Consider the following 22,912-nt stretch of genomic DNA (forward strand, 5'->3'; position numbering starts at 1 on the left):
CATCACGCGTGATTGAAGGGGCATCACGGGTCAGGTGAGGGTGGCGCGGAGGGCGAGGATCATCTCGAAGCGGTCGTCCGGGTCGCGCAAGTGGTCCGCGAAGAGGGTTTCCAGCTCTTGGGCCCGGGCGCGGACCGTCTGGGGGTGGATCGCCAGGCGGTCGGCGACCTCGCGGACGTTGCCGCACGTCTCGAGCCAGGCCAGCAGCGTGCCGGCCAGGCGGCTGTACTGCTTCGGGGTCAACGCCGTCAGCGGGGCCAGCCGGCGCCGGGACACCTCCGTCGCGAGGAACGGGTCCTTCCGCAGCCAGAGTGTCGCGAGGTGGTCTTCGCACCAGGTCAGCGGCTCGTCCGGGAGGACGTCCGGCACCAGGCGCAGCGCTTCCTGGGCCGTCACGAGGGAACGTGCCGCCTGGCGCGGGGGCACCGGTGGGCCGACCGCGGCCCGGTGGCCCGCCAGCGCCGCCGTCAGCGCGGCCCGGTCCGCCGGCGCGGGCAGCAGCAGCCGCGGGGTGCCGTCTTCGAGGTCCTCCAGCGCGTCCAGCCCGGTGACGTCGGCCGGCCCGTCGAGGGCCACCGCGACCAGCCGGTGCGGCAACGGCCAGTCCGCCGCCGTCGCGGCTTCCTGCACCGTCCGGGACGGGGACGGCGGGTCCGCGAGCAGCAGGTCGAGCAGCCTCCGGCGGCGCCGTTCCCGCGCGCCGGCCGCGCGGGCCTGCGCGGCCGCGTGCCCTTCGATCGACAACGCCGAGAGCTCGTCGATGTAGGCGAAGATCGCCTCGGCGAGCAGGCACAACGTCGCCGACGGCACACCGGCGCGCGTGCCCACCTCGGCCATCCGCCGCCAGGTGACGCGCGCGCCGATGCGGTAGGCCGCCTGCAGGACGTCGAGGTTGCGGCCCTGCGCCAGCTCGTGGACGCCGAGCCCGACGAACACCCGCCGCCGCTCGTCCGACACCGTGCCCGCCGCCGCGATCCGGTCGATGAACTGCAGGATCGCCGCCTGCACCCCGGCCCGCAGCGCCTTGCCGAACGCGCCGTCGAGCGGGCGCGCGTAGTCCGGGATGGTCCGCTGGATCTCGCGCAGCACCTCGTCGGCGACGTCCAGCATGCGCGGCCGGAACACCGCGGCCAGCTCGCGGGGGAGCAGGGTCCACAGCTGTCCCGGCCGGCCGTCGCCGCTCAGCATCGGCCCGAAGGCCGATTCGACGGGCGGTCCCGTCATCGCCCACCTCATCGTCGAAGGGGAGTTTTCAGGAACCGAGCAGAGCCTCCGCGCGCAGCGCGATCTCCATGTCGAGCCGGTCGTCGGCGTTGTTGAGCCGGTCGCCGAACAGGTCGATGAGCTGGTGCATGCGGTAGCGCACGGTCTGCGGGTGCACCTTGAGCTTCTTCGCGATCTCGGGTGCGCTGCCGCGGGACTGCAGCCAGATCAGCAGCGTCTCGCCGAGCCGCGCGCGCTGCTTCGGCGTGAGGTCGTTGAACGGCTCCAGGCTGCGTGAGCACAGTTCGCGGACCAGGAACTCGTCGGCGAGCAGCCACAGCGTGGACAGGTGGTCGGTGCAGCGGGTGACCGGCGCGTCCGGCAGCACCCCGCGCTGGACGAGCTTCAACGTCCGCCGCGCCCACAGCAGCGACCGCGGCGCGTCGGTGAGCCGCACGGTCGGGCCGATCACCGCGCGCCAGCCGCCCAGCCGCTCGGTGAGGTTCTTCAGGTGCTTGTCCGGGTCGCCGGTGACCAGGCACGGCTCGCCGCCCTCGAGGTCGACGAGAACGTCCGAATGCAGGTCGGGCGCGGCGAGGCTGTGCTGGTCGGCGCGGGGTTCGAGGGCGACGACGGTGACCTCGGCCGGCAGCGCCCACTGCGCGGTGGCGGCCTGGGCGGTGATGGTCTGCGGCGCGGACGGCGGGTCGGCGAGCAACAGTTCGAGCAGCCGTCTCCGCCGCCGGGCGCGGGTGCCGGCGGCGCGGGTCTGCGCCGCGGTGTACCCCTCGATCGACAGCGCGGAGATCTCGTCGACGTAGGCGAAGATGGCCTCGGCGCTGGTGCACAGCGTGTCCGCGGACACGCCCGTGGCCTGCCCGAACTCCGAGATGTGCCGCCACGCGACCCGTCCGCCGACGCGGTAGGCCGTCTGCAGGCAGTCGAGGCTGCGGGCCTCGTTGAACTCGATCTTGCCGAGGTTGCGGAACACGGTCGTCCACATCTCGAGCGGCACGGCGCCGGGGGTGCCGACACTGTCGAGGCACTGGATGATCGCCTGCCGGACACCCTGCGTGATGATGTGCCCGAACGCGCCTTCGAGGGGCTGGCGGTATTCGGGCACCGCCCGCTGGACCTCCTGGAGGATGGCGCGGGCGAGCGGGTCGACCCGCGGCTTGAAGCGGATCGCCAGCTCGCGGGGCAGGGACGCCCACAGCCCGATGGCGCCGGAAGCGCGCACGGGCCGGGGTTCCGCCGGGGTCCGCGGGGCGGGTGGGTAGGGGTGCCGGACCCGGTCGGCCGACACGGACTGCTGCCGGTGGGCCGGTCCGGAAGAGCGCTCGCCGGGGTTGGGCCGTCCCGCGCGCAGGGCGGGGCCGGCGAACCCGGTGTCCACGTCGGTCATGTGTTTTATCCTTGCTGGCAACAAAACTGGCCTCTTCGTCGTCGAAGCCGGTCCGGATTTTGTGGCTCAGGCAACATAATTTCGCGCGAACGGCACTGTCAACGGGTTCTCCGCTGACTTCGGGGTAACCCGTCCGGACTACACCCGAACGGGTGGAACGGCGCGGCACGAGGTGACACTTCCGCCGGGGGCGCATGGTGCGCGGATGACAACTTTTCAGGCGGGCGTTTTCCCGCCCGTCGCGGCCGTCAGCCGCGCGATGACGTCGTCGAGGGTCAGCCGCGCGGGCTCGGTCCCCGTGACGAACTCGTTCAGCAGCAGGCAGAACCCGTCCGGGTCGGCCACATGTGGAAAGTGTTTCGCGTTTTCCCGCACGGTCAATCGGCTGTTCGGCAGCAGTTCGGCGGTCCGGCGCCCGTGCCGCACCGGGATGAGCGGGTCGCGCGCGCCCCAGACCAGCAGCATCGGCACCGCTTCGGCCAGGTAGAGCTTCTCCACGGCGCTCGCGCGCTGGCCGCGCAGGTCGATGAGGCTGCGGGCGATGAAGAGGAACGCCCGCCGCCGCGCGGGATCGGCCAGCGAGCCGAAATGCCGCGCCAGCTCGCGGTTTTCCGCTTCGAGCGACCCGCCGAACCGCCGGCCGAGCCGGGCCGCCGCCCGCGCGAGGGCGAGCGTCGCCCGGTTCACCGTCAAGGCCAGGACAGCGGGCGCGCCCGGCAGTGCGGCGGCCCGCAGCACCGGGCTCACCTCGGGGCCGAGCCCGGCGCTGCCGACCAGCACCAGCCGGTCGCACATTTCCGGGAACTGGTAGGCGAACTGCATCGCGATCCCACCGCCGAGGGAGTGGCCGACGATCGTCGCGTGCCGGACACCGGACACCGCCAGCAGGTCCCGCACGGTGCTCGCCATCGCGCCGAGGCCGTAGTCCGCCCGCGGCGCTTCCGATTCGCCGTGGCCGGGCAGATCCGGCGCGAGAACACGTTTGCCGAGCGTGCCACACCGGTCCAGCACCGGAGCCCACGTGCGCGCGCTGCCCGCGATCCCGTGCAGCAGCACGATCGCTTCGTCGCGTGGAGCCGTCGCAGGATCGTGCTCGTGCAGCCGGACGCGCCGGCCGTGGAGGGTGCGGGTGTAGGTCTCGAAGGTCATCGGCCACCTTTCTCGCGGACCCGAAAATAGGGCATCCGACCACTCGCGCCGGATGTGTTAGCGCTACCGCGCCGAAATCCGCGCCGGGCATGACAAGAACGGTCGCCGAAAGGCGGTCCCGTGTGCGGGGTTCGCGGGGGTGCCGGTAATGCGTATCGACATTCCGCCGGTATCCGGGTATTCCTCGGACATGGCCGTTATGACGCACCGGGCGCGCTGATGTCCTGCCGCGCGAGTTTCTTTTCCGGCGAGCCCGGTCCGGCGCGCCGGGCGGGCCGGCCGTGGCGGCGGGTGCTGCCGGTGCCGATGAGCCGGCTGGCCGCCGGGCCGCCGCGCCGGTCAGCCGTCCGAGGGCCGGTGCGCGCGCATGAGCCGCTGGGCGCGCAGGGCGAGCTGCATGCCGAGGCGGTCGTCGGCGTCCTTGAGGCGGTCGCCGAACAGCTCCTCCAGCTGCCGCAGCCGGTTGCGCACGGTCTGCGGGTGGACGCCGAGGCGCTGCGCGATCTCGGGCGCCCCGCCGCGCGTCTCCAGCCAGGCCAGCAGTGTCTCGCTGAGCCGCTCGCGCTGCTTCTCGCCGAGGGAGGCGAACGGGTCGAGGCTTTGGCGGGCGAGCTCGGCGGCCAGGAAGTCCTCGGCGAGCAGCCAGAGCGTCGCGAGGTGGTCGCGGCACCAGATGACCGGGCCGGTGTCCGGGCCGGAGAGCAGCAGCGCCCGCCGGGCGGTGCGCAGCGCGGCGGGCGCGTCGGCCAGCGGCACGGTCGGTGACACCGCGGCTCGCCAGCCGCCGAGCTTGGGCTCCAGCGGCGTGAGGTCGGCGTCGGGGTCGCGGGTCAGCAGGTGCGGCTCGGCGCTCTCGAGGTCGGCCAGGACACCGTCGCCGAGCAGGTCGGCGGGGAAGTCGCCGGCGTCGGGCCCGCGTTCGAGGGCGACCATCGCGGCGGTCTCCGGCAGCGGCCAGCCCGCGCCGCCGGCCAGCCCGGCGATGCTGCTCGCGGCGCCTTCCGGGCCCTGGACGATCAGCTCCAGCAGACGCCGCCGCCGGACCGGGACGGCGCCCTCGGCCTCGGCCTGCGCCTGCTGGTACCCCTCGATCGCGGTCGCGCACAGCTCGTCGACGTAGGCGAAGATCGCCTCCGCGGCGACCGAGATGACGGCCGGGTCCACTCCCGCGGCGACCACCCCGGGGTGCATCGCCCGCCAGGCGACCCGGGCCCCGATCGTGGCGCTGTCCTGCAGCGCGTCGAGGTCACGGCCCTCGGTGAACTCGATCCGGCCGCGGCCGCGGTAGAACTCGACCCAGTGGTCGTGGGACAGGCCGGGCTCGCCCATCGAGTCGACGCAGTGCCGCACCGCGTACTCGACGCTCTTGACCAGCACCTTCCCGAAGACGCCGGTGAGCGGCCTGCCGTAGGCGGGGACCGTGCGCCGGACCTCCTGGATCATCGAAGCCGCGGCGTGCCCGACGTGCGGGCGCAGGCCCGCGCCCAGCGCGCGCGGCAGCGAGGCCAGCAGGCGGAAGCTGCGGTACTCGACCACGAATCCCCCTTCGCGTTCTCGTCCGGGCGGGAGCAGAGCGTATCCGAAGCACGTGTCACTGAAAAATCAACGACGAGTTCCCTGAAAGGGTGACGCGAACACAAACTTTTGACACGGACGGGTGCGCGTTCTACCCTCCGTGTCAGATGGCGGGGAAAATTCTGGACGCCAATTCCCGAGTGGAGGACCGAATTCCCCATGCGCGGTTCCGCTGCTTCGGACGGCTCCGTCTGGTCCCGGCTGCCCCACGAGCTCGGTGACGCGGTGCGCCCGCGGATCCCCGAGATCGCCCGGGCCTGCGTCGACGGCATCGCCACCGAGATTCCGGAATATTCCCGGAGTTTCGGCCACGGCCCCGAGCGGGTCGCCGCGATCGAGCAGACGCGGCGCGGGATCGAGCGCGACATCGACCGCGTCGGCACCCCCGCGATGTGGCAGGCCGACCGGCTGGCCGAGTTCCGCGGCCACGGGCGCGAGGCGTTCCACAATGGTCTCAGCCGCGAAGCCGTGCAGGCGGCGGTGCGCGTGTCGAGCCGGGTGACGTGGCGCTGGATCGCCGACATCGCGCGGGAAGCGCGCCTGTCCGGCGACGTCCTCTACGGCGCGGCGGAAGGGATGTTCGCCGACGTCGAGACGTCGATGGCGGCGGTCGCCGAGGGCTACCGCGCGGCCGAAGCGGCGATGTCCGGCACGGGCGAGCGCCACCGCCGTCTCCTGCACGCGCTCCTCGGCGGCCGCACACCGGCCGAAGTGGACGGTCTGGTCGCGGCGTCCGGGCTGCCGGTGCCCTCGCACGTGGCCGCGGTGGCGTTCCGGGCGCTCCCGGGCGCCCCGGAGTTCCCGCCGGACCTGCTGCCCGAGCACGTCCCGGCCGATCCGGCGGGCGATCCGCCGGCCGCGCTGACCCCGGCCCCGGACCCGGACCTGACGGGGTTGCGGGACCTCCCGGCCGGCTGGACGGCGGCGGTCGGCCCGCTGGTCCCGCTGGCCCAGGCCCCGGAGTCGTTCCGCATCGCCCGCCGCGCGGCGGACCTGGCGGCGCGCGGCCTGCTGGACGTCCCGGGTCCGGTGGTGTGGTGCCGCGATCACGTGACCACGCTGTTGCTGCTGGCGGACGAGTTCCTGGCGGCGCAGCTGGCCGCGACGACGTTGGCTCCGCTGACGGGCTTGCCGGAGCGGCGGCGGGAGCACCTGGCGGAGACGTTGCTGGCGCTGGTGCAGACCCGCGGCAGCGCGCCGGAGCTGGGGCGGATGCTGGACCTCCACCCGCAGACGATCCGGGCCCGGCTGAAGAAGCTGGCCGAGCTGTTCGGGGCGCGGCTGGACGACCCGGGGGAGCGGCTGCGGCTGGAGCTGGCGTTGCTGGCGGAGCGCGCGTTGCCCGGGCGCGACTGAGGCGGACGCCGAGTGGACCGGTCCACCCGCGTCGGGCGAACCACACATGCTCCACCGAACGTGAGGTGCCCCGGCGGTCACGACACGAGTCGCTTGGGACTCACTTTCCGAAGACGTTCGCCGAGACGTCGAAGCTCGAACGGGGCCGCTCAGGAGCGTTGAGTCCGTGTCGAGCGGCTTCAACTCGGAGCTCGCCGCGGTCCTTCACTCGGACCGTCGGACGACGTTCGTCAAGGGCTTGCGCGCCGAACATCCGCGCGTCTGGACTCAGGGCCGCGAGAAGGCGGTCAATCCCCACGTCCTGCCCGTGACCGCCGCACTGCGATGGTCGATCGACACAGACGAGTGGAACCTGGATCGACCCCGCGTGCTGGGTCGTCTGGCTGGTTGCTTCAGGCCACTCACCGCAGGAAGCTGAGGTCTGGGCGGCTGAGATTCCCTCGTGGAACGCCGCGCCATCGGACGCCGTGGCCGCGTTCGCGGCTGTGCAAGCCGCATTGTGGGGTGAGATCGCCGAGGCCGACCCCGAACCTTGGATCGTGGGGATGGCCGATGCCGCGTGCAGGTGGTCCGGGTATCGCTGACCAAACGCGCCGGGTGGACCGGTCCACTCGCGTCGGATTGGCCCTGGGAGAAGGGCCAATCCCGCCATAAGCTGCCCCGCATGACCGGACTGCTCACCGAGCGCCTGCGGCAGGCCTCCGACAACGCCGTCGCGATGTGGACCACCCTGGCCCGCGCCCGGGGTGACGCCGTTGTCGAAGAACCCGCCTTCACCGTCATCGACGGACGGCGGTTCCGGATCATGCTGCGGACCCCGGCGCCGGCCGAAGCGGACAAGGCCCGGCTCGCCGAGCTTGCCCGGGACCGGGTGAACGACGGCCGGACCGTTGTCGTCGAGGATCCGTTCCGCGTGCTCGACCTCAGTGCCGGGATGACCGCCGGGCAGCTGCCCGTCATGGCGCGGGAACCCGCGCCGGTTCCCGAGGCGGCGGAAGTCCGCCGGGTCGAGTCGGACGCCGAGCTGGCCAGGGCCGAGGACATCGTCGTGCACGGCTTTCCGCTGGAGGAGTACCAGCCGCTGGCCCCGGCGACCGTCTTCCCGCCCGCCCTCCGGGAGCAGCACAGTCTCGAGTTCTTCCTCCACGGCGACGCCGGCGCCTGCCTCACCATGGCCCACGGCGGGGTCGGCGGGGTCTACTGGGTCACCACAAAACCCGAGCACCGGTCGCGAGGCATCGGGCGCGCGCTGACGCACGCGGTGCTACGGCACTTCGACGACCTGCCCGTCACGCTGAGCGCGTCCCGGGCCGGCCGGCCGCTCTACGAGAAGCTCGGTTTCGTCAGCCTCGGCGACGCGAACTGGTGGCGTTAGCGGGAACACCCACCGCCGGTAGCCGAACCAGCGGAACGCCGTGCCGCCCAGCGTTCCCAGCACCATCCCCGCGACGAAGTCCGCGACCTCCTGCGCGAGGTAGCTCACCTGCGGCTCCGCCAGGTGCAGCACGTAACGCGACACGAGCGGCGGCACCAGGTTGACGGCCACCGCGCCCGCGTTGACCGCGAAGAACAACACCGCTTCCCGCACCCGGCGGTGCCCGCCGCGGCCGGCGAACGACCAGTGCCGGGAGAGCAGGTACGCGAACGCCGTCGAGGCCACCGTGGCAAGGAAAAGCGCGGTTACCGGTTTCTCACGGAACACGGTGAGCTTCAGGCTGTAGTCGCCCAGTAGGGTGACCCCGTACGCGGCCAGGCCGACGATGGCGAAGCGGAGCAGCTCTCGCGGCTGGGGCATGGTTCCTCCAGGTGACGCCGACAGGGTGGAGGTCTTTCGATGGCACGCACGGGCGGTGAGGGTGAGCTCCCCTCGGTCGCCGAACTGGTGAACCTCTCGCAGACGAAGCCGCTGATGATCCGCGGCGACCTCGACGCGATGCTCACCGCGGAACCCGCGCCCGATCCGACGCCCGACCCCAAGCCCGACCCGCTGGCCGTCCTCGACGCCGAGCTGAACGCCCCGGAACCCGAGGACGACCGTGCGCTGGACGCGCCGCCGGCCGGGTCGCGCCGCACGAAGCCTTACGTGCTCGCCGCCGGCGGGGCCGTCGCGCTGGGGCTGGCCGCCGTGGTGCTGTTCCAGCCGCACCAGGTCGGCGGGACCGCCGTGCCGCCGCCGGGCGCGACCGCTCCGGCGCCGCCGACCTCCAGCGAGGCGGTCGAGACGATGAGCGCCTCGGCCAGCGCGCCGCCGCTCACCGCCGAGGTGCACGACTCGCCGGTGCACACCACGACCAGCGCGCCGGCCGCCGCCGCGGGACGCAAACCCGCGCGCTCCACGACGTCGGCGCCCCCGGCGCAGGACCAGTGGCAGGAGTACGTGAGCTCGGTCGTCAGCTCGTGGCAGCAGCAGCACCCGCACGGCAGGCCGAACCGCTGATCAGCAGCTCGACGTCGCCGGCTTCCCGGCGATCCGGTCCTTGACGAAGGCCAGGACGTCGGCGTTGCCGGTGTAGACCAGCGTGATGTGGTCGGTGTCGTAGGTCTTCCACGTCTCCTGGACCCCGGCCGCGCAGTACGCCTTGTGCAGGCTGTCGGCCTGCGCGAACTGCACCAGCTGGTCACCGGTGGCGTGGTACTGGAACACCGGCACGCGCGGCGGGTGGCCGCCGAGCTTGTTCTCGGTCAGCCGTGCGACCCACGCGGGCTGGATGTACCCCGGGCTGGTCGTGTAGTCCGCGATCTTCTGGTTCGCGTAGGTCGTGAGCAGCTCGAACGTGCACGCGCTCTGCCGCATCTCGGCGAGCTTCGCGCGGCCGTTCTCGCTGAGGAACGAGTCGAGCTTCAGCTCCGGGTAGGCCTGGTCGAGGCCGAGCAGGGCGTAGGCGAACACGCCGAACCCGAACTTGCCGTCGAGCTGGAGGGTCACCTGGACGAGGTCGGCCGGCACCCCGCCGGCCGCGATCCCGACGAGGTTCAGCTCCGGCGCGTACGTCGGTTGCAGCTCGCCGGCCCACGCGGCCGCGCCGCCGCCCTGGGAGTACCCGCGGAAGACCACCTTCGACGTCGCCGAGAGCCCGGCCGCCGCGAGCCGCTGGGCCGCGCGGACCCCGTCGATCACCGCGGGGCCTTCCGAGCGGCCTACGACATACGTCGTCTTCGGGTCGCTCTGGTACCCCTCGTAGTCCGGGACGGAGACCGCGTACCCCGCGTCGAGCAGGTCGTCGAGGCCGGGCTGCTCGTAGAACGCGCCGATGTCGATCATCTTCGACGGGGTGCAGCCGAACGCCGGGCCGTGCGTGCCGGGGTCAAACGAGACGATCGGCGCGTTCGCGCGGTCGGCGTTCTTCGGCACGAGCACGGTGCCGGTGACCGCGTCCGGCTGGCCGAGCGCGTTCGTCGACAGGTACATCACCTGCCACGCGTCGACGGATGCCTTGCGCGGCCCCGCGTTCGATGGCCGCCAGCGGAGGACGTCGCCGGGCTTCCCCGCGGGCAGCGGGAACGGCGGGGTGTAGAACGCGTCGCCGGACGGGCCGGGCGCCGGGTCCGCGTCCGCCGAAGCCGCCGGGGCGAGTGCTGCCGTGACGACCAGCGCGACGAGCAGGGCGAGCGCGCGCCGCGTCACGAGCCGGTCCCGTAGACCCGCTTGCAGGTGGCGGACTCGCCGAAGGCCAGGTTCAGCTCGGGGTTCGCCTTGAGCTCCTTGATCGGGCCTTCCGGGTCGGAGAGCTGGCCCATCGTCGTGTCGGCTTCGGAGATGACCTGACGCAGGCTGGGCTCGTCGGTCACCTTCGCCTGCTCCATCTTCGTCTTCGTCTCGGACAGCTTCGTCTTGGTCTCGGTGAGGTTGCCCGTCGCCTTGTCCACGGCGGACTGTCCATCCGGGACGGGCGGGACGCCGGCCGTGCGGAGGCCGCCCGCCATGTCGTCGAGGGCCGCGCCCAGCCGGCCGAGGAAGTCGACCATCGCGTCCCGGGTCTTTACCGGGTCGGCGTCGTCGACGGCCGGCGGCTGCGAGAGCTTCGCCGAGCCCGCGGCCACCCCGGTGCACACCTTGTCGACCCAGGCGAGCGCCGCCGGATCGGCGTGCCGCCCCGGGTCGGCCGGGGCGTCCGACGAGCAGGCGGCGCACGACAGGAGCGTGGCCGCCGCCATTGCGAGCACCGCGCTGTGCATTCTTTTCATGGGTTTCGAAGCTACGCGGCGCGGTTGTGCGCGAGCAAGGAGAGAATGGCCGGTTGGCACGCGCGTCAACATTCCACGGCGAGGATTTGTCACGTGCGTCAGCGGTTCTCCGACGGCGCTGTGCTGGAGAAACCTTCCTCTGTCTGCTAGGAACCCGAGCCGGGTGACGCGCCGGGGTGACAATTTGCCGCCGAGGCGTGACGTTTTCACCAAAAGCCCTTGATTGCCGAAGCGGGCGCTCGTTAGCTTACGTTCGGTCGCGATTATCGAGAATGTGCGCGCCGTTTCGTATCACTGTTGATACACGGAAGGACCATCGTGAATCACCCTAGAGGCAAGAAGAAGACGGTCGCGGCCGCCGCGGCCACGGCCGCGGTGGGGCTGGTCGCCACCGCGCTGGTGCTCGGGGCGCAGACCAGTGCCGCCGACCCGATCTCGCTGACCCTCAACTACCACTGCACCCTCCCGCTGGTGGGTTCGCAGTCGCTGAAGGTGGTGATCAACACCGACCTGCCGACCACGGTGAACACCGGCCAGCCGACCGGCGCGTTCGACATCAAGGCCGTGTCCACCATCAACGCGGACACCGTCGCCGGCCTGAGCCTGATCGGCGCCACGACGATCGAGGGCACCGCGACCGCCGCCGCGACCGTCGCGGCGCCGAGCCTCAACCTGCCGGTGAACGTCCCGATCACACTGGACAAGACGAACATCCCGGCGTCGGGCGAGCTGAACATCAACGCTTCGGGCAAGACCCCGTCGCTGACGTTCACCCAGCCCGGCCAGGCGAAGATCACCGTCGGCGACCTGCAGCTCAAGGTCACCCCGCGCAAGGCCGACGGCTCGGTCACCGGCATCACCCCGGACGGCACGATCGACGCGCCCTGCACGCAGGACGCCGGCCAGAACAACACCCTGGCCACGATCACGATCGCCGGCGGGGGCGGCACGACCCCGCCCACCACGACCCCGCCGACGACCACGCCCCCGACCACCACGCCGCCGACGACCACCCCGCCCACCACGACCCCGCCGGGCGGGGGCATCAAGTACTCCTTCGGCATCACCGGGTCGACGTCGCTGAAGTCGCTCGGCAGCACCGCGCCGATCACCGGCTCCTTCGACGCCGATGTGGACCTCGCGGCGAAGAAGTTCACCGGCAACCTGCAGCTGAACCCGACGCACACCGACTTCAAGCTGTTCGGGTTCCTGCAGGGCAGCTCGGACGTCAAGGTCGTGCAGAACGGCCCGCAGACCGGTGAGCTGGTCGGCACCGGTTTCAAGGCGCACATCAAGTTCGACACGTTCCTCACCACGGTCAACCTGTTCGGCATCCCGATCAGCACCGACCCGAAGTGCGGCACGACCACGTCGTCGACCAGCGAGATGACCACCGGCGCCGACTTCGACCTGCTCAAGGGCGGGAAGCTGGCGGGCACCTACTCGCTGTCCGCGCTGCAGAACTGCGGCCCGTTCAACGACATCGTGAGCGCGTTCGCCAAGAGTGACGGCAACACGCTGGACCTCGTGCTCGCCAAGAAGTGACCCCGACTGCCGGCCCCCGTCGCGCTGCGGCGGGGGCCGGTGCCACGCCTGGGAAAGGAGTGCCCGTGCGGAAAGCCCGGTTGGTGCTCGCGGCGGGCCTCGCCTGCCTGGTGCTGCCGTTCACCGCGCCGTCCGCGGACGCGTCGACGGTGATCGACAAGCGGCTCAGCTTCACCTGCCCGTTCCCGCTGATCGGCGAGCAGCGGCTCGACGTCGAGGTCAAGGCGTCGTTCGAGGTGCCGTCCGCGCCCGGCGGCACGTTCACGACGACCGACCTCGCGGTCGCGGTGACCGTGCCGGACAAGTCCACCCGCGGCCTGGCCCTGGTCGGCGCGGCGAGCATCGAAGGGACGGCGTCCGCAGGGGTGACGCTGGCCAACGGCCCGCTGACGCTGCCGCTCGCCCTGCCACTGACCGTGGCCAAGACGGCGGTGCCGGCGTCGGGGGCGTTCACCACGCGGGCGACCGGTTCGGTGCCGAAGGTGCAGCTGCCCAACGCCGGCCGGACAACGCTGACGATCGGGGACTTCAGCACCCGGCTCACCCCGAAGAAGGCCGACGGCTCGTTCACCGGGCTCGGCTCGTTCACCTCGGACTGCACGCTCGACCCGGGGCAGGACCCGGTGCTGCTGAGCTTCGACCTCGGCGGCGCGCCGCCGTCCTACGACTACGGCGTCACCGGTTCGACGCTGGTGAAGGCGCTCGGGGCGACCGCGCCGCTCACGGGCTCGGTCACCGTCGGCCCCGCGTTCGGCGCGGTGTTCGACCGGACGCGGGCGGAGTTCAAGGTCTTCGGGTTCGTGCCCGGCGCCGCGGACCTGCGGTTCACCCCGGACGGCCCGCAGACCGGCGAGTTCGACGGAGCCGGGTTCGTCGTGCACTCGGCCTTCGCGCTGGCCCTGCCGCAGGTGACGCTCTTCGGGCTGCCGGTCGCCGACGCGGGCTGCCGCGCGAGCGCGCCGATCCCGGCCGACCTCCGGACCGGAAACGGGTTCGTGCCGGCCTCGGGCGGCCCGGTCACCGGCACCTACACGATCCCGCCGCTGACCGGCTGCGGCGCGTTCACCGCGTCCCTGAGCTCGCTGGTCCAGGGGGAGGGCAACACGTTCGCGCTGACCCTGGCCGCGCGCTGAGCCGAATGCCGCCGAGCCGTCGTATCGTCCACTGTGGATGACGTGGCGGCTCGGCGGCATTTTGCGGAGTGCACCCGAACCGTTACCCACCCGGTGTCCCCCCGAATGCTATAAATCGCTACCCCGTGGGACCGGTTCCACGGGCGTAGGCGGCCGCCGCCGGTGCCGCTAGGGTGATCGTCGGAAATGTGCTGGCCCAGGCAGCCGAACGGGGAGACGCCGGTGACCGCCGCGCACGAGTCAACGTGGGACCCCGGTACCCGCCTGCGCGTGCTGCTGATCGAGGACGACGACGGCGACGCGCTGCTGGTCGAGGAGATGCTGGCGGACACGTCGGTGCCCTTCTCGCTCGAGCGCGTCGACACGCTGGCCGCCGCGCTGGCCGGGCCGCTCACCGCCGACTGCGTCGTGCTCGACCTGCAGCTGCCCGACGCGGTGGGCCTGAGCGGCCTGACGAAGCTGGGGCAGCACGCGCCCGGGGTCGCGATCGTCGTCCTGACCGGTGGGCACGACCAGGCCACCGGTGTCGCCGCGGTCGCCGCCGGCGCGCAGGACTACCTCGTCAAGGACCAGGTGGACGGCCCGCTGCTGGTCAAGGCCCTGCGCTTCGCCCGCGAACGCAAGCGCGCCGAGCACGTCGAGCAGCAGTTCCTGCAGCAGCAGCTGCTCGCCCGGGAGAACGCGCGGCTCGAACGCGGCCTGCTGCCCGTCCCGCTGCTGCGCGACCCGCACCTCGAACTGGCCTCGCGCTACCGTCCCGGCCGCAACGGCTCCCTGCTCGGCGGCGACTTCTACGACGCGATCGAGCTGGCCGACGGCGCCGTGCACGTGATGATCGGCGACGTCTGCGGCCACGGCCCGGACGAGGCCGCGCTCGGCGTCGCGCTGCGGATCGCGTGGCGCTCGCTGGTGATGGCCGGGCTGCCGATGGCCGACGTGCTGAGCATGGTCGAGCGGGTCCTGGTGCACGAGCGGATCGAGCCGCTGTTCGCGACCGTCTGCATGGTCGTGATCGCGCCGGACCGAAGATCCCTGCGCCTGTCGCTGGCCGGGCACCTGCCGCCGCTGCTGCTCACCCCCGGCGACGGGCACCTGCTCTCCGGGAGGTGCCTCGGCGTCCCGCTCGGCGTGGTCGAAGGCACGAAGTGGGAGGCTCTCGACGTGCCGCTGGAACCGGGCTGGTCGCTGCTGCTCTACACCGACGGCGTGTTCGAAGGCCGCGTCGGCGCCGGGTCCGAGCGGCTCGGGCACGAGCGGATGGCGGAGATCGTGCTCGAGATCCAGCACAAGGCCGGGCTCGCCGGCACCGACCTGCTGGACGAGCTGATCGCCCGCGCCGAACGGCTCAACTCCGGCCCGCTCGACGACGACGTCGCCCTCGCGCTGCTCAGCCACGACCCGGAAGGCGCGGTGTGATGAGCGCTGACGCACGCGGCTGGCCCATCCGCCGCTGGCTCACCCTGCTCGCGGTGGCCGAGGCGGTGCTGCTGCTCGCGGCGCTGGCCGGTGGCGGGATCGCGATGAACAACCTCACCGAAGCCCGCAACCGCCTGCTCGACGTCATCGGCGCCCAGCGGCTCGCCGCCATCCAGCTGTCGACGGCCCTGCTGAACCAGGAGACCGGCGTCCGCGGCTACCAGCTCGGCCGGCAGCCGGACTTCCTCACCCCGTACACCGACGGCGTCCGCTCGCAGGCCGACGCCGTCGCCCAGCTCAGGCAGCTCGGGGCCACCCCGGGCACCCAGATCGGCGACGACCTCGACCGCGTGCTGCGGGCCGCGTCCACCTGGCAGGCGACGGTGGCGCCGTCGATCACCCCGGCCGCGCCCGCGCCCACCGCGGCGCTCGCCGACCGCAGCCGGACCCAGTTCGACGCGGTCCGCGGCGCCCTGGACGCGCAGGCCGCGCACCTGACGGCGTTGCGCACCGAGGGCCGGGCCGACCTCGACTCCGCGGCGAACTTCCTGACCGCGATGCTCGTCGCCGTCGCGGTGCTGGTCGTGCTGCTGTTCCTGGTGCTGTTCCTCGGCCTGCGGCAGGTCATCACCCGGCCGATCCTGCAGCTGGCCGGGCAGGTACGGCAGGTCGCCGACCAGGACGTCCACCGCCCGGTGCACGGCAGCGGGCCACAGGAGATCGCGCAGCTCGGCGCCGACGTCGAAGCCATGCGGCAGCGCATCCTCGACGAGGTCGCCGAGCTCGAGCGGGCGCACGCCATGCTGGACCGGCGGACGCGCGAGCTGGAGCGGTCGAACGCCGACCTGGAGCAGTTCGCGTACGTCGCTTCGCACGACCTGCAGGAGCCGCTGCGGAAGGTGGCCAGCTTCTGCCAGCTGCTGCAGAAGCGCTACCAGGGCCTGCTCGACGAGCGCGGTGAGCAGTACATCGAGTACGCCGTCGACGGCGCGAAGCGGATGCAGGTGCTGATCAACGACCTCCTGGCGTTCTCCCGGGTCGGCCGCCGCACGGGCGAGCACGTCACGGTGGACGCCGGCAGGCTGGTCGACGACGCCGTCGCGAACCTGGAGGTCGCGCTTTCGCTGAGCGGCGGCAAGGTCGACCGCGGCGAGCTGCCCGAGGTCAGCGTCGAACCGGCGTTGCTGACGGCCGTGTTCCAGAACCTGGTCGGGAACGCGCTGAAGTTCAAGGGCGAGACCCCGCCGGAGGTGCGGATCACCGCGGAGCGCGACGGCGACGACTGGGTGTTCGCCGTGTCGGACAACGGGATCGGCATCGAGGCGGAGTACGCCGAACGCGTCTTCGCGCTGTTCCAGCGGCTGCACACGCGCAGCGCGTACCCGGGCACCGGCATCGGCCTGGCGATGTGCCGCCGGATCGTCGAGCACCACGGCGGCCGGATCTGGCTCGACACCGAGGCCGAGCGCACCACGTTCCGCTTCACCCTCCCGGCGACCGAGACCCTTGTGGGGACGCATGACGCAGACCGCTGACCCGATCGACATCCTGCTCGTCGAGGACGACCCCGGCGACGTCCTGATGACGCGGGAAGCCTTCGAGCACCACAAGATCCGCAACGCCCTGCACGTCGTGAGCGACGGCGTCGAGGCGCTCGAGTTCCTGAACCGCCGGGGGCGCTTCGAGACGGTGCCGCGGCCGGGGCTGATCCTGCTCGACCTCAACCTGCCCCGCAAGGACGGCCGCGAGGTGCTCGCCGAGGTCAAGGCGGACCCGGGCCTGCGCACGATCCCGGTGGTCGTGCTGACCACGTCCGAAGCCGACGAGGACATCCTGCGCAGCTACGACCTGCACGCCAACGCCTACGTCACCAAGCCGGTCGACTTCGAGAAGTTCGTCGAGGTGGTCCGGAAGATCGACGACTTCTGGGTCACCGTCGTCCAGCTCCCGCACCGGTAGCGGCGGCCCGGTGATTGAGGCACGATAAGGGACCGTGACCTCTTCCCCCCGGGATCTTCCCGCCACCGAGCTGACGGTCACGCTCGGCTGGCGGGGGCGGGCCGCGGTGCTGGCCGTGGCGGGGGAGATCGACCTGCTCAGCGCGCCGGAGTTCGAAGACGTCGTCGCGGTGGTGCTGGCCGACGAGCCGGAGACCCTGGTCGTCGACCTGCGCGAGGTGACGTTCTTCTGCTCGGCGGGGCTGCAGGTGCTCGCGGCGGCGCACCGCAAGCTGGCCGAGCGCGCGCTGCGGGTGGTGAGCGACTCCGCCGTGACGTCGGGGCCGCTGAAGACCACCGGGCTCGACACGTGGATCGGCGTCCACCCGACGGTCGACGAAGCGCTGGCCCCGTGACGGCCCCCGGAGAGAGGCGAGCCCCGATGCCCGAACCCGTGGGCCCGTTCCGCCGTCGCGAGGTGCAGGCCACGCCCCAGGAGCTGCGGAGACTGCGGCACGACCTGATGGCATGGGTGCTGGCGGCGGGCGTCGAGCCGGTCCGGGCCGGCGACATCGTGCTGGCGAGCTACGAGGCACTGGCGAACGTGGCGGACCACGCGTACGACGGCGCGGGGCCGGGGATGGTCGACCTGGAGGCCGAGCTGCTGGAGGACCGGCTCGAGGTGGTGATCACCGACCACGGCCGCTGGCGCACCCCGGTCCCGGACCCCCGCCCGGTCTCCCTGCGGGGGCGCGGGCTGATGCTGCTGCGGGCGAGCGCGGACCGGGCGGACATTTCGTCGGGGGAGTCGGGCACGGTGGTCACCTTGGCCTGGGACCTGGCCGCGGTGCACCCGTCGTGAGTGGCAGTTAGGGTTCTAACCCGAATTACCACTCACGACGAGCTGGGGCGGACCGGTCAGCCGTGTTGCACAGCGCCGGTCTTCGGGTCGAGCGTGACCCGCTTCGCCTGCGGCCACCAGAAGCTGAACATGCCGTTCAGCGACCCGGCCCGGCTGTCGAACGACGTGTCGCCGATGCGGCCGGCGAACCAGTTGTCCTCGATGAACTTCAGCACCGAGGTCTGGTCGGTCAGCGTGTGGTCGACGTGGTTCACCTTGCTGTACGGCGAAATCACCATCAGCGGCAGCCGCGGGCCGTAGCCGCAGCGGTCGGCGTACTTGCCCTGCGTCGTCGGCTTGGCCGTGCACACCGACTGGTCCTGCGCGGCGTCGTGGGAGCCGTTGAGGATCTTCGACGCCTGGTGGTCGTACCAGCCGTCGGAGTCGTCGTAGGCCAGGACGATCGCCGTGGACTTCCAGTCCGGGGACTGCTGGATCTTGGTGATCTCCCCGACCACGAACTGCTGCTCGTCCAGCGGGTCCGAGTAGCCGGCGTGGCCGTCCTGGTACTCCGGGGCCTTCAGGAAGCTCACCGCGGGCATCGAGCCGGCCTTGAGCGAGTCGTTGAAGTCCGAGACGTCGTACTGGTGGTTCGCGCGGTCGGTCTGGCCGATCGCCTGGACCGAGGACGGCGGGAGGTGCTTCGGGTTCGCCGTCGAGGGGTAGTACTGGAACGGCTCGTGGTGCGGGCTGTAGTCGACCGCCGCGTTGCCGCCGACGTTGGTGTGCGTCGCGCCGCAGACCGCGTAACCGTTGGCGGTGCCGGTCGGGCGGAAGCCGCCCTGGAACCAGCCCCACGTCACGTGGCGCTGGTTGAGCAGGTCACCGATGTTGCGGCCGCGCATCGTGGCCAGGTTGTCCTTGCTCGTGTGGTTCTTGTCCGAGCAGTCGTCCCACGCCGGGTCCGGGTCGTTGATCATCGTGCCGACCCCGTGCGCGTCCGGCGACTGCACCGCGTACGCGTCGGTGACCGGCTCGTGCGTCACCGGGTCCACGGCCGAGACGCCGTGGGTGTTGCCGGAGATCAGGTTGAGCGCGCCGGGCGTCGACGGCCCGAAGTTCGTGTTGAACGAGTTGTCGTTCAGCGCGTAGTGCTGCGCGTAGTTCCACATGCCGGTGACGGTGTTGCCGTCGTAGTAGTCCATCACCAGGCCGGGCTCGCCGAACAGGACCGGCTGGCCGGTGCACTTGTCCGTCTCGGTCTTCTCGACGAACTTGTCCATCTTGCCGCCGTTGAAGGCGGCCTGCTCCGCGCCGTAGTTGTGGTTCTGGTCGCAGGTCAGCGCCTGCTCGTGCGTGAGCCGCTTCGGGTTGTACGCGTTGGGGTTGTCGGTCAGCAGCTTGTGGTCCAGGCCGTTGACCTCCGGGGTGTTCCGCGCGGCCTGGAACGGGGTGCCGTCGGTGTTGGCCGCGTTCGGGTAGGTGCCGAAGTAGTGGTCGAACGAGATGTTCTCGCCGAAGATGACCACGACGTGCTTGATCGGGGTCGACGTCGGCAGCCACTGCGCCGGGACGGCGTGCAGCGGCTGGGCTTCCGCGGCGCCGGCCGCGGAGCCGGTGATGGCGGCCAGCACGGCCACCGAGGCGAGCGCCCCGGCGCCGAGCAGACCGCGCCGCCGCCGGCGGGTTCTGGTGTCCACTGCGGGGTTTCCTTTCGTGGTGGGAACTTCTCAGTCAGGTGAGCAGGGAGCGCCCGAAGTGGTCGTCCGGGCCGGTGACGCCCGGCAGCGCGAAGAAGTACCCGCCGCCGAACGGGGAGATGTAGTCGGTGAGCGGCTCGTCGGCGAGCCGTGTCTGGACGGCCTCGAACTGGCGCTCGAGGTCCTGCTGGTAGCAGACGAACAGCAGGCCCATGTCGAGGTTGCCGTTGCTGTCGACGCCGCGGTCGTAGTTGACGGCGCGGCGCAGGATCCGGCTGTTGCCGGTCTCCGGGGTGCGCGGGTTGGCCTTGCGGATGTGGCTGGTCAGCGGGATCACCGTGCCGACGGGATCCTCGGCGTAGCGCGGGACGTCCTTCTCGTCGGCGCCGTCGAGCGGGGCGCCGGTGTCGCGGCGGCGACCGAACATGTTCTCCTGCTCGGTCAGCGAAACCCGGTCCCAGAACTCGACCAGCATCCGGATCAGCCGGACGACCTGGTAGCTGCCGCCGGTCGTCCACGCGGGCTCGCCCCCGCTGTTCGTCCACAGGAGACTGTCCAGTTCGGACCCTTCCGGGTTCGCCGTGCCGTCCTTGAACCCCATCAGGTTCCGCGGGGTGCCGGACGGCCGGGGCGGCGAGCTGAAGCCGTTCATGCGCCAGCGCAGCTGCATGCCGCCGCGGGTGGCGCGGGTGATGTCGCGCAGCGCGTGCAGCACGGTGTCGGTGGAGTTCGCCGAAAGCGTCAGGCTGAGGTCGCCGTGGCACTGCGCCGGATCGAGGGCGTCGTTCGGGAACATCTGCATCGGCTTGAGCTTGGCGGGCTTGAGCTTCGCCAGGCCGTACCGGTCGTCGAACAGGGACGCGCCGGCGCCGAGGACCACCCCGAGGTCGCCGCCCGGCACGACCGGGCCGAGCACCCCCGAGTCGGCGGGCGGTCCGGTGATGCCGAGCGCGGCCGGCGCGCCGCCGCCGGTGAGGAACCGGGCCCGGTCGGTGAGCTCGCGGAAGAGCTCGGTCAGCTCGGCCTTCGACTCCGCGACGACGTCGAACGAGGCGACGATCGTCTGCGTGGGCGGCTGCCGCAGGATCGCGGCCTGGTTGGCGCCGTGGAACACCACCGGCGCCGTGCTGTCGGTGACGGCGGCGGACGCGCCCAGCCCGGCCCCCGCGGCGACGGTCAGGCCGGCGCCCATGGCGGCCCGGCGCAGGAACGACCGGCGGGGCAGGCCCGCGGCCGGGTGCGGCACGGGGCGGCGAGGCTGCTCGGTCACGAAACCCTCCTCGGCTCCGCGATGGCCGCGATCGGGGCGAGCAGCTCGGTCAGCTCGCTGACGTCGGCGTTGAGCTTCTGCCGCTGCTTCGGGTCGAGCTGCGCCAGCGGGACCCAGCTGCCGTCCGGCCGGTGGGCGGCGTCGAGCACGCTCTGCGTGCGCGTCAGCCAGGTGTCCAGCTTCGGCAGCTGCTGGTAGCGCGGCGCGAGCAGCGGGCGGAGGACGTCGAGCACCGCGCGGGTGCCGTCGAGGTTGGCGCGGGCGGTGGCCAGGTTCGTGCCGCTGCCGTAGTCGGTGCGGCCGGTCAGTTCGAACTGCAGCGTGTTTTCCATGATCTCGTGCGCGCGCAGCCCGAGGTCGTTGCCGTCGACCTGGCTCTCGCCGAAGGACGTCTGAAGCGTGTGGGCGTCGGTGTCGATCTGGTCGGCGACGGCGCCGAGCGCGCCCAGGTCCTCGCCGTGCCAGAGGCCCTGTTCGAGCCGGTGGAATCCGGTGAAGCCCGCGTCGGAGGTGCCGCCGGGCAGGCCGTCGGTGGTGCCGTTGAGCGCGCCGTCGGAGTCGCCGAACGCGTCGTAGGCGGCGCCGAGCCGCTCGTAGGTCAGGTGCGCGGTCAGCCAGGCGGCCTGGCTCGCGGCGCGGTCGCCGCCGTGGACGGCGTTCTTCAGCACGCCGGTGTTCGCGACCAGCTCGCCGAGCCCGGTCACGACGTGCTGCTGGTAGGCCTTGAGCGGGCCGAGCAGGTCGTTGTGCGTCACCGGCGCGACACCCGGCCCGGACCGCTCGGCCCCGCCGCTGACCTGCACCGCGGGCCCGACGATCGCGCTCGCGTCGTCGGGCAGGCACCGGAAGGCGTAACTGCCGTTGCCGAGGTTGACCTGCAGCGGCCGGGTGGTCGCCGCGCCGAGGCCTTCGACCTCGCCGTAGATCACCCCGGTCGCCGGGTCGATCAGGTCGACCTCGGCGGTCACCGAGCCGGTGTTGTGCAGGCGGAACGTCTGCGGGCCGGGTTTCGGGTCCGTCCAGCCGGTGCCGCAGGCCGAGCGCGAGATCGCGATCTCGGGATCCTGCGCGTCCGCGCTGTCCGGCCAGAACGCCACGACGGCTCCCGCCGCAGCGGCCACGACCACGGCCGCCACGATCCAGCGGGCACGCACTGACCCCGGCACGCGCACTCTCCCGTCACTCGATCGGACCATCACCGATCACGGATTATGCGAGCCTAACGCCCGGAAAACCGCCCCGGAGGGCGTCGAAAGGAGGGAATTCACCCGGACTTCAACCCGGCGCCCACGAAAGGGGGAGAATTCAGACGTTTCCCTGTGCCAGTTCTGTCTGGTTAAGACGGTTGGTCCGGTTGGTCCCGCTCACGGAAGGGGGACGCCGGTCTCCAGGAGCGTCTTCAGGCTGGACAGCAGGGCGGGCCAGCCCTGGCTGCACATCTCGCGTGCCGTGCTGCCGTCGTCGAAACCGTCGTGCAGCACCGTCAGCTTCACCATTTCCCCGTGCGGCTCCAGGGTGAACGTGACTTTCGTCCGGCTTTCCGAGCGCAGTTTCGCCAATGTCTCCTCGTCGATGCCGTTGCTCTTCGCCCATTCCGGCGTGAAAGTGTGCCAGGTGTAGGCGAGCCGGCGGAACGGGTCGGATTCGAGGACGACCTGGTCGGGGTCACTCGTTTCCGCGCCCCTTTCCGCCCACGTCATCGGCGAGCCCTTTTTCCAGTCGGTGGTGAAGGAGACGCCCCAGTACTGGCTCGTGAACGCCGGTTCGGTAAGCGCTTGCCAGAGTTTCTCCGGGGTCGTGTTGATATAGGTGGTGTAGGCGAATTCGTTCATCGGTGTCGACTCCAGGGCTCGTTTCAGATCGGCCAGCGCGCCGGCCCGCTTGCGGTCGTAGCGGGTCATCCAGCGTTCGGCGATCGCGTTGATCGGCGCGGCGTCGAGGTAGTGCAGCTTTTCGCGGCCGCGCCAGGTCGTCGTGACCAGCCCGGCCGCTTCGAGCACGGCCAGGTGCTTGCTCACCGACTGGCGGGCCATGTCGAGCCCCGCGCACAGCTCACGTAGGGTCCGGCCGTTGCGCTCGTTGAGCGCGTCCAGCAGCCGGCGGCGGCTGGGATCGGCCAGTGCCTTGAAAACCTCGTCCATCACGTCTTCTCCATGACATGCAGCCGTCCGGCTGCCTACTCACGATAGGCAGCCGG

Annotated in this window: 22 protein-coding genes; 11 read left to right on the forward strand and 11 right to left on the reverse strand. The window is 71.8% G+C overall.

The window, feature by feature from the left end; genetic code table 11:
• Window positions 1-30: 30 nt before the first annotated feature.
• The 4 genes from ACZ61C_RS05725 to ACZ61C_RS05740 form a co-directional block, all read right to left on the reverse strand.
• Entirely contained in the window at window positions 31-1,224 is a 1,194-nt protein-coding gene (locus ACZ61C_RS05725; RefSeq protein ID WP_465303267.1) for a PucR family transcriptional regulator, read from the reverse strand.
• A 28-nt stretch (window positions 1,225-1,252) separates the two neighbouring features.
• Window positions 1,253-2,443, reverse strand: a complete 1,191-nt coding sequence (locus ACZ61C_RS05730) for a PucR-like N-terminal domain-containing protein (RefSeq protein ID WP_465304197.1) — start codon at window positions 2,441-2,443, stop codon at window positions 1,253-1,255.
• A gap of 381 nt (window positions 2,444-2,824) precedes the next feature.
• A complete protein-coding gene (locus ACZ61C_RS05735; RefSeq protein ID WP_465303269.1) occupies window positions 2,825-3,757 on the reverse strand; it encodes an alpha/beta fold hydrolase in 933 nt (310 codons plus the stop codon).
• Window positions 3,758-4,096: 339 nt separating this feature from the next.
• The gene (locus tag ACZ61C_RS05740; RefSeq protein ID WP_465303271.1) at window positions 4,097-5,293 is read right to left on the reverse strand and encodes a PucR family transcriptional regulator; all 1,197 of its coding nucleotides are present in this window, start codon (window positions 5,291-5,293) and stop codon (window positions 4,097-4,099) included.
• A gap of 198 nt (window positions 5,294-5,491) precedes the next feature.
• On the opposite strand from ACZ61C_RS05740, the gene ACZ61C_RS05745 reads away from it, so the two are divergent.
• The 3 genes from ACZ61C_RS05745 (at window position 5,492) to ACZ61C_RS05755 (ending at window position 8,063) form a co-directional block, all read left to right on the forward strand.
• Window positions 5,492-6,688, forward strand: a complete 1,197-nt coding sequence (locus ACZ61C_RS05745; protein WP_465303273.1) for a PucR-like N-terminal domain-containing protein — start codon at window positions 5,492-5,494, stop codon at window positions 6,686-6,688.
• 166 nt (window positions 6,689-6,854) lie between these two features.
• Window positions 6,855-7,106: a hypothetical protein gene (locus tag ACZ61C_RS05750; protein WP_465303275.1), complete on the forward strand. Its 252-nt coding sequence runs from the start codon at window positions 6,855-6,857 to the stop codon at window positions 7,104-7,106.
• Between the two features lie 246 nt (window positions 7,107-7,352).
• Window positions 7,353-8,063 carry a GNAT family N-acetyltransferase gene (locus ACZ61C_RS05755; RefSeq protein WP_465303277.1) on the forward strand — a complete coding sequence of 237 codons (711 nt, stop codon included), beginning with the start codon at window positions 7,353-7,355 and terminating at the stop codon, window positions 8,061-8,063.
• On the opposite strand, the gene ACZ61C_RS05760 is transcribed toward ACZ61C_RS05755, so the two are convergent.
• Window positions 7,953-8,483 carry a GtrA family protein gene (locus ACZ61C_RS05760; RefSeq protein ID WP_465303279.1) on the reverse strand — a complete coding sequence of 177 codons (531 nt, stop codon included), beginning with the start codon at window positions 8,481-8,483 and terminating at the stop codon, window positions 7,953-7,955. The genes ACZ61C_RS05755 and ACZ61C_RS05760 overlap by 111 nt on opposite strands.
• 39 nt (window positions 8,484-8,522) lie before the next feature.
• Here ACZ61C_RS05760 and ACZ61C_RS05765 point away from each other — a divergent pair, with 39 nt between their 5' ends.
• Window positions 8,523-9,125, forward strand: coding sequence for a hypothetical protein (locus ACZ61C_RS05765; RefSeq protein ID WP_465303281.1), 603 nt, complete (start codon window positions 8,523-8,525; stop codon window positions 9,123-9,125).
• On the opposite strand, the gene ACZ61C_RS05770 is transcribed toward ACZ61C_RS05765, so the two are convergent.
• Both ACZ61C_RS05770 and ACZ61C_RS05775 read right to left on the reverse strand, forming a co-directional pair.
• Complete coding sequence (locus ACZ61C_RS05770) at window positions 9,126-10,313, reverse strand: lipase family protein (protein ID WP_465303283.1); 1,188 nt, start codon at window positions 10,311-10,313, stop codon at window positions 9,126-9,128.
• Entirely contained in the window at window positions 10,310-10,873 is a 564-nt protein-coding gene (locus ACZ61C_RS05775; RefSeq protein ID WP_465303285.1) for a hypothetical protein, read from the reverse strand. The genes ACZ61C_RS05770 and ACZ61C_RS05775 overlap by 4 nt, the downstream gene beginning before the upstream one ends.
• 318 nt (window positions 10,874-11,191) lie before the next feature.
• On the opposite strand from ACZ61C_RS05775, the gene ACZ61C_RS05780 reads away from it, so the two are divergent.
• The 7 genes from ACZ61C_RS05780 (at window position 11,192) to ACZ61C_RS05810 (ending at window position 17,766) form a co-directional block, all read left to right on the forward strand.
• Window positions 11,192-12,418, forward strand: a complete 1,227-nt coding sequence (locus tag ACZ61C_RS05780; RefSeq protein ID WP_465303287.1) for a DUF6801 domain-containing protein — start codon at window positions 11,192-11,194, stop codon at window positions 12,416-12,418.
• Window positions 12,419-12,483: 65 nt separating this feature from the next.
• Window positions 12,484-13,551, forward strand: a complete 1,068-nt coding sequence (locus ACZ61C_RS05785) for a DUF6801 domain-containing protein (RefSeq protein ID WP_465303289.1) — start codon at window positions 12,484-12,486, stop codon at window positions 13,549-13,551.
• Between the two features lie 222 nt (window positions 13,552-13,773).
• Complete coding sequence (locus ACZ61C_RS05790) at window positions 13,774-14,967, forward strand: PP2C family protein-serine/threonine phosphatase (protein ID WP_465303291.1); 1,194 nt, start codon at window positions 13,774-13,776, stop codon at window positions 14,965-14,967.
• Window positions 14,967-16,502, forward strand: coding sequence for a sensor histidine kinase (locus ACZ61C_RS05795; protein WP_465303293.1), 1,536 nt, complete (start codon window positions 14,967-14,969; stop codon window positions 16,500-16,502). The genes ACZ61C_RS05790 and ACZ61C_RS05795 overlap by 1 nt, the downstream gene beginning before the upstream one ends.
• The gene (locus ACZ61C_RS05800) at window positions 16,486-16,926 is read left to right on the forward strand and encodes a response regulator (RefSeq protein ID WP_465303295.1); all 441 of its coding nucleotides are present in this window, start codon (window positions 16,486-16,488) and stop codon (window positions 16,924-16,926) included. The genes ACZ61C_RS05795 and ACZ61C_RS05800 overlap by 17 nt, the downstream gene beginning before the upstream one ends.
• A gap of 34 nt (window positions 16,927-16,960) precedes the next feature.
• Window positions 16,961-17,320 carry an STAS domain-containing protein gene (locus tag ACZ61C_RS05805; protein ID WP_465303297.1) on the forward strand — a complete coding sequence of 120 codons (360 nt, stop codon included), beginning with the start codon at window positions 16,961-16,963 and terminating at the stop codon, window positions 17,318-17,320.
• Window positions 17,321-17,346: 26 nt separating this feature from the next.
• The gene (locus tag ACZ61C_RS05810; RefSeq protein WP_465303299.1) at window positions 17,347-17,766 is read left to right on the forward strand and encodes an ATP-binding protein; all 420 of its coding nucleotides are present in this window, start codon (window positions 17,347-17,349) and stop codon (window positions 17,764-17,766) included.
• A gap of 56 nt (window positions 17,767-17,822) precedes the next feature.
• On the opposite strand, the gene ACZ61C_RS05815 is transcribed toward ACZ61C_RS05810, so the two are convergent.
• The 4 genes from ACZ61C_RS05815 to ACZ61C_RS05830 all read right to left on the reverse strand — a co-directional run bounded on the left by ACZ61C_RS05815 (window position 17,823) and on the right by ACZ61C_RS05830 (window position 22,856).
• Complete coding sequence (locus ACZ61C_RS05815; RefSeq protein ID WP_465303301.1) at window positions 17,823-19,445, reverse strand: phospholipase C; 1,623 nt, start codon at window positions 19,443-19,445, stop codon at window positions 17,823-17,825.
• A gap of 34 nt (window positions 19,446-19,479) precedes the next feature.
• Window positions 19,480-20,637: a Dyp-type peroxidase gene (locus ACZ61C_RS05820; RefSeq protein ID WP_465304199.1), complete on the reverse strand. Its 1,158-nt coding sequence runs from the start codon at window positions 20,635-20,637 to the stop codon at window positions 19,480-19,482.
• A gap of 74 nt (window positions 20,638-20,711) precedes the next feature.
• A complete protein-coding gene (locus tag ACZ61C_RS05825; RefSeq protein WP_465303303.1) occupies window positions 20,712-21,881 on the reverse strand; it encodes an EfeM/EfeO family lipoprotein in 1,170 nt (389 codons plus the stop codon).
• A 198-nt stretch (window positions 21,882-22,079) separates the two neighbouring features.
• Window positions 22,080-22,856: an ArsR/SmtB family transcription factor gene (locus ACZ61C_RS05830; RefSeq protein ID WP_465303305.1), complete on the reverse strand. Its 777-nt coding sequence runs from the start codon at window positions 22,854-22,856 to the stop codon at window positions 22,080-22,082.
• Between the last annotated feature and the right edge of the window lie 56 nt (window positions 22,857-22,912).

Source organism: Amycolatopsis sp. NPDC104587 (genome assembly GCF_055583645.1).

Bases quoted from the DNA above. Each gene is read 5' to 3' on its own strand.
- ACZ61C_RS05800 (WP_465303295.1), top strand. From the start codon at position 16,486: ATGACGCAGACCGCTGACCCGATCGACATCCTGCTCGTCGAGGACGAC.
- ACZ61C_RS05830 (WP_465303305.1), bottom strand. From the start codon at position 22,856: ATGGACGAGGTTTTCAAGGCACTGGCCGATCCCAGCCGCCGCCGGCTG.
- ACZ61C_RS05810 (WP_465303299.1), top strand. From the start codon at position 17,347: ATGCCCGAACCCGTGGGCCCGTTCCGCCGTCGCGAGGTGCAGGCCACG.
- ACZ61C_RS05795 (WP_465303293.1), top strand. From the start codon at position 14,967: ATGAGCGCTGACGCACGCGGCTGGCCCATCCGCCGCTGGCTCACCCTG.
- ACZ61C_RS05725 (WP_465303267.1), bottom strand. From the start codon at position 1,224: ATGACGGGACCGCCCGTCGAATCGGCCTTCGGGCCGATGCTGAGCGGC.
- ACZ61C_RS05765 (WP_465303281.1), top strand. From the start codon at position 8,523: ATGGCACGCACGGGCGGTGAGGGTGAGCTCCCCTCGGTCGCCGAACTG.
- ACZ61C_RS05745 (WP_465303273.1), top strand. From the start codon at position 5,492: ATGCGCGGTTCCGCTGCTTCGGACGGCTCCGTCTGGTCCCGGCTGCCC.
- ACZ61C_RS05760 (WP_465303279.1), bottom strand. From the start codon at position 8,483: ATGCCCCAGCCGCGAGAGCTGCTCCGCTTCGCCATCGTCGGCCTGGCC.
- ACZ61C_RS05755 (WP_465303277.1), top strand. From the start codon at position 7,353: ATGACCGGACTGCTCACCGAGCGCCTGCGGCAGGCCTCCGACAACGCC.
- ACZ61C_RS05775 (WP_465303285.1), bottom strand. From the start codon at position 10,873: ATGAAAAGAATGCACAGCGCGGTGCTCGCAATGGCGGCGGCCACGCTC.
- ACZ61C_RS05820 (WP_465304199.1), bottom strand. From the start codon at position 20,637: ATGGGCGCCGGCCTGACCGTCGCCGCGGGGGCCGGGCTGGGCGCGTCC.
- ACZ61C_RS05735 (WP_465303269.1), bottom strand. From the start codon at position 3,757: ATGACCTTCGAGACCTACACCCGCACCCTCCACGGCCGGCGCGTCCGG.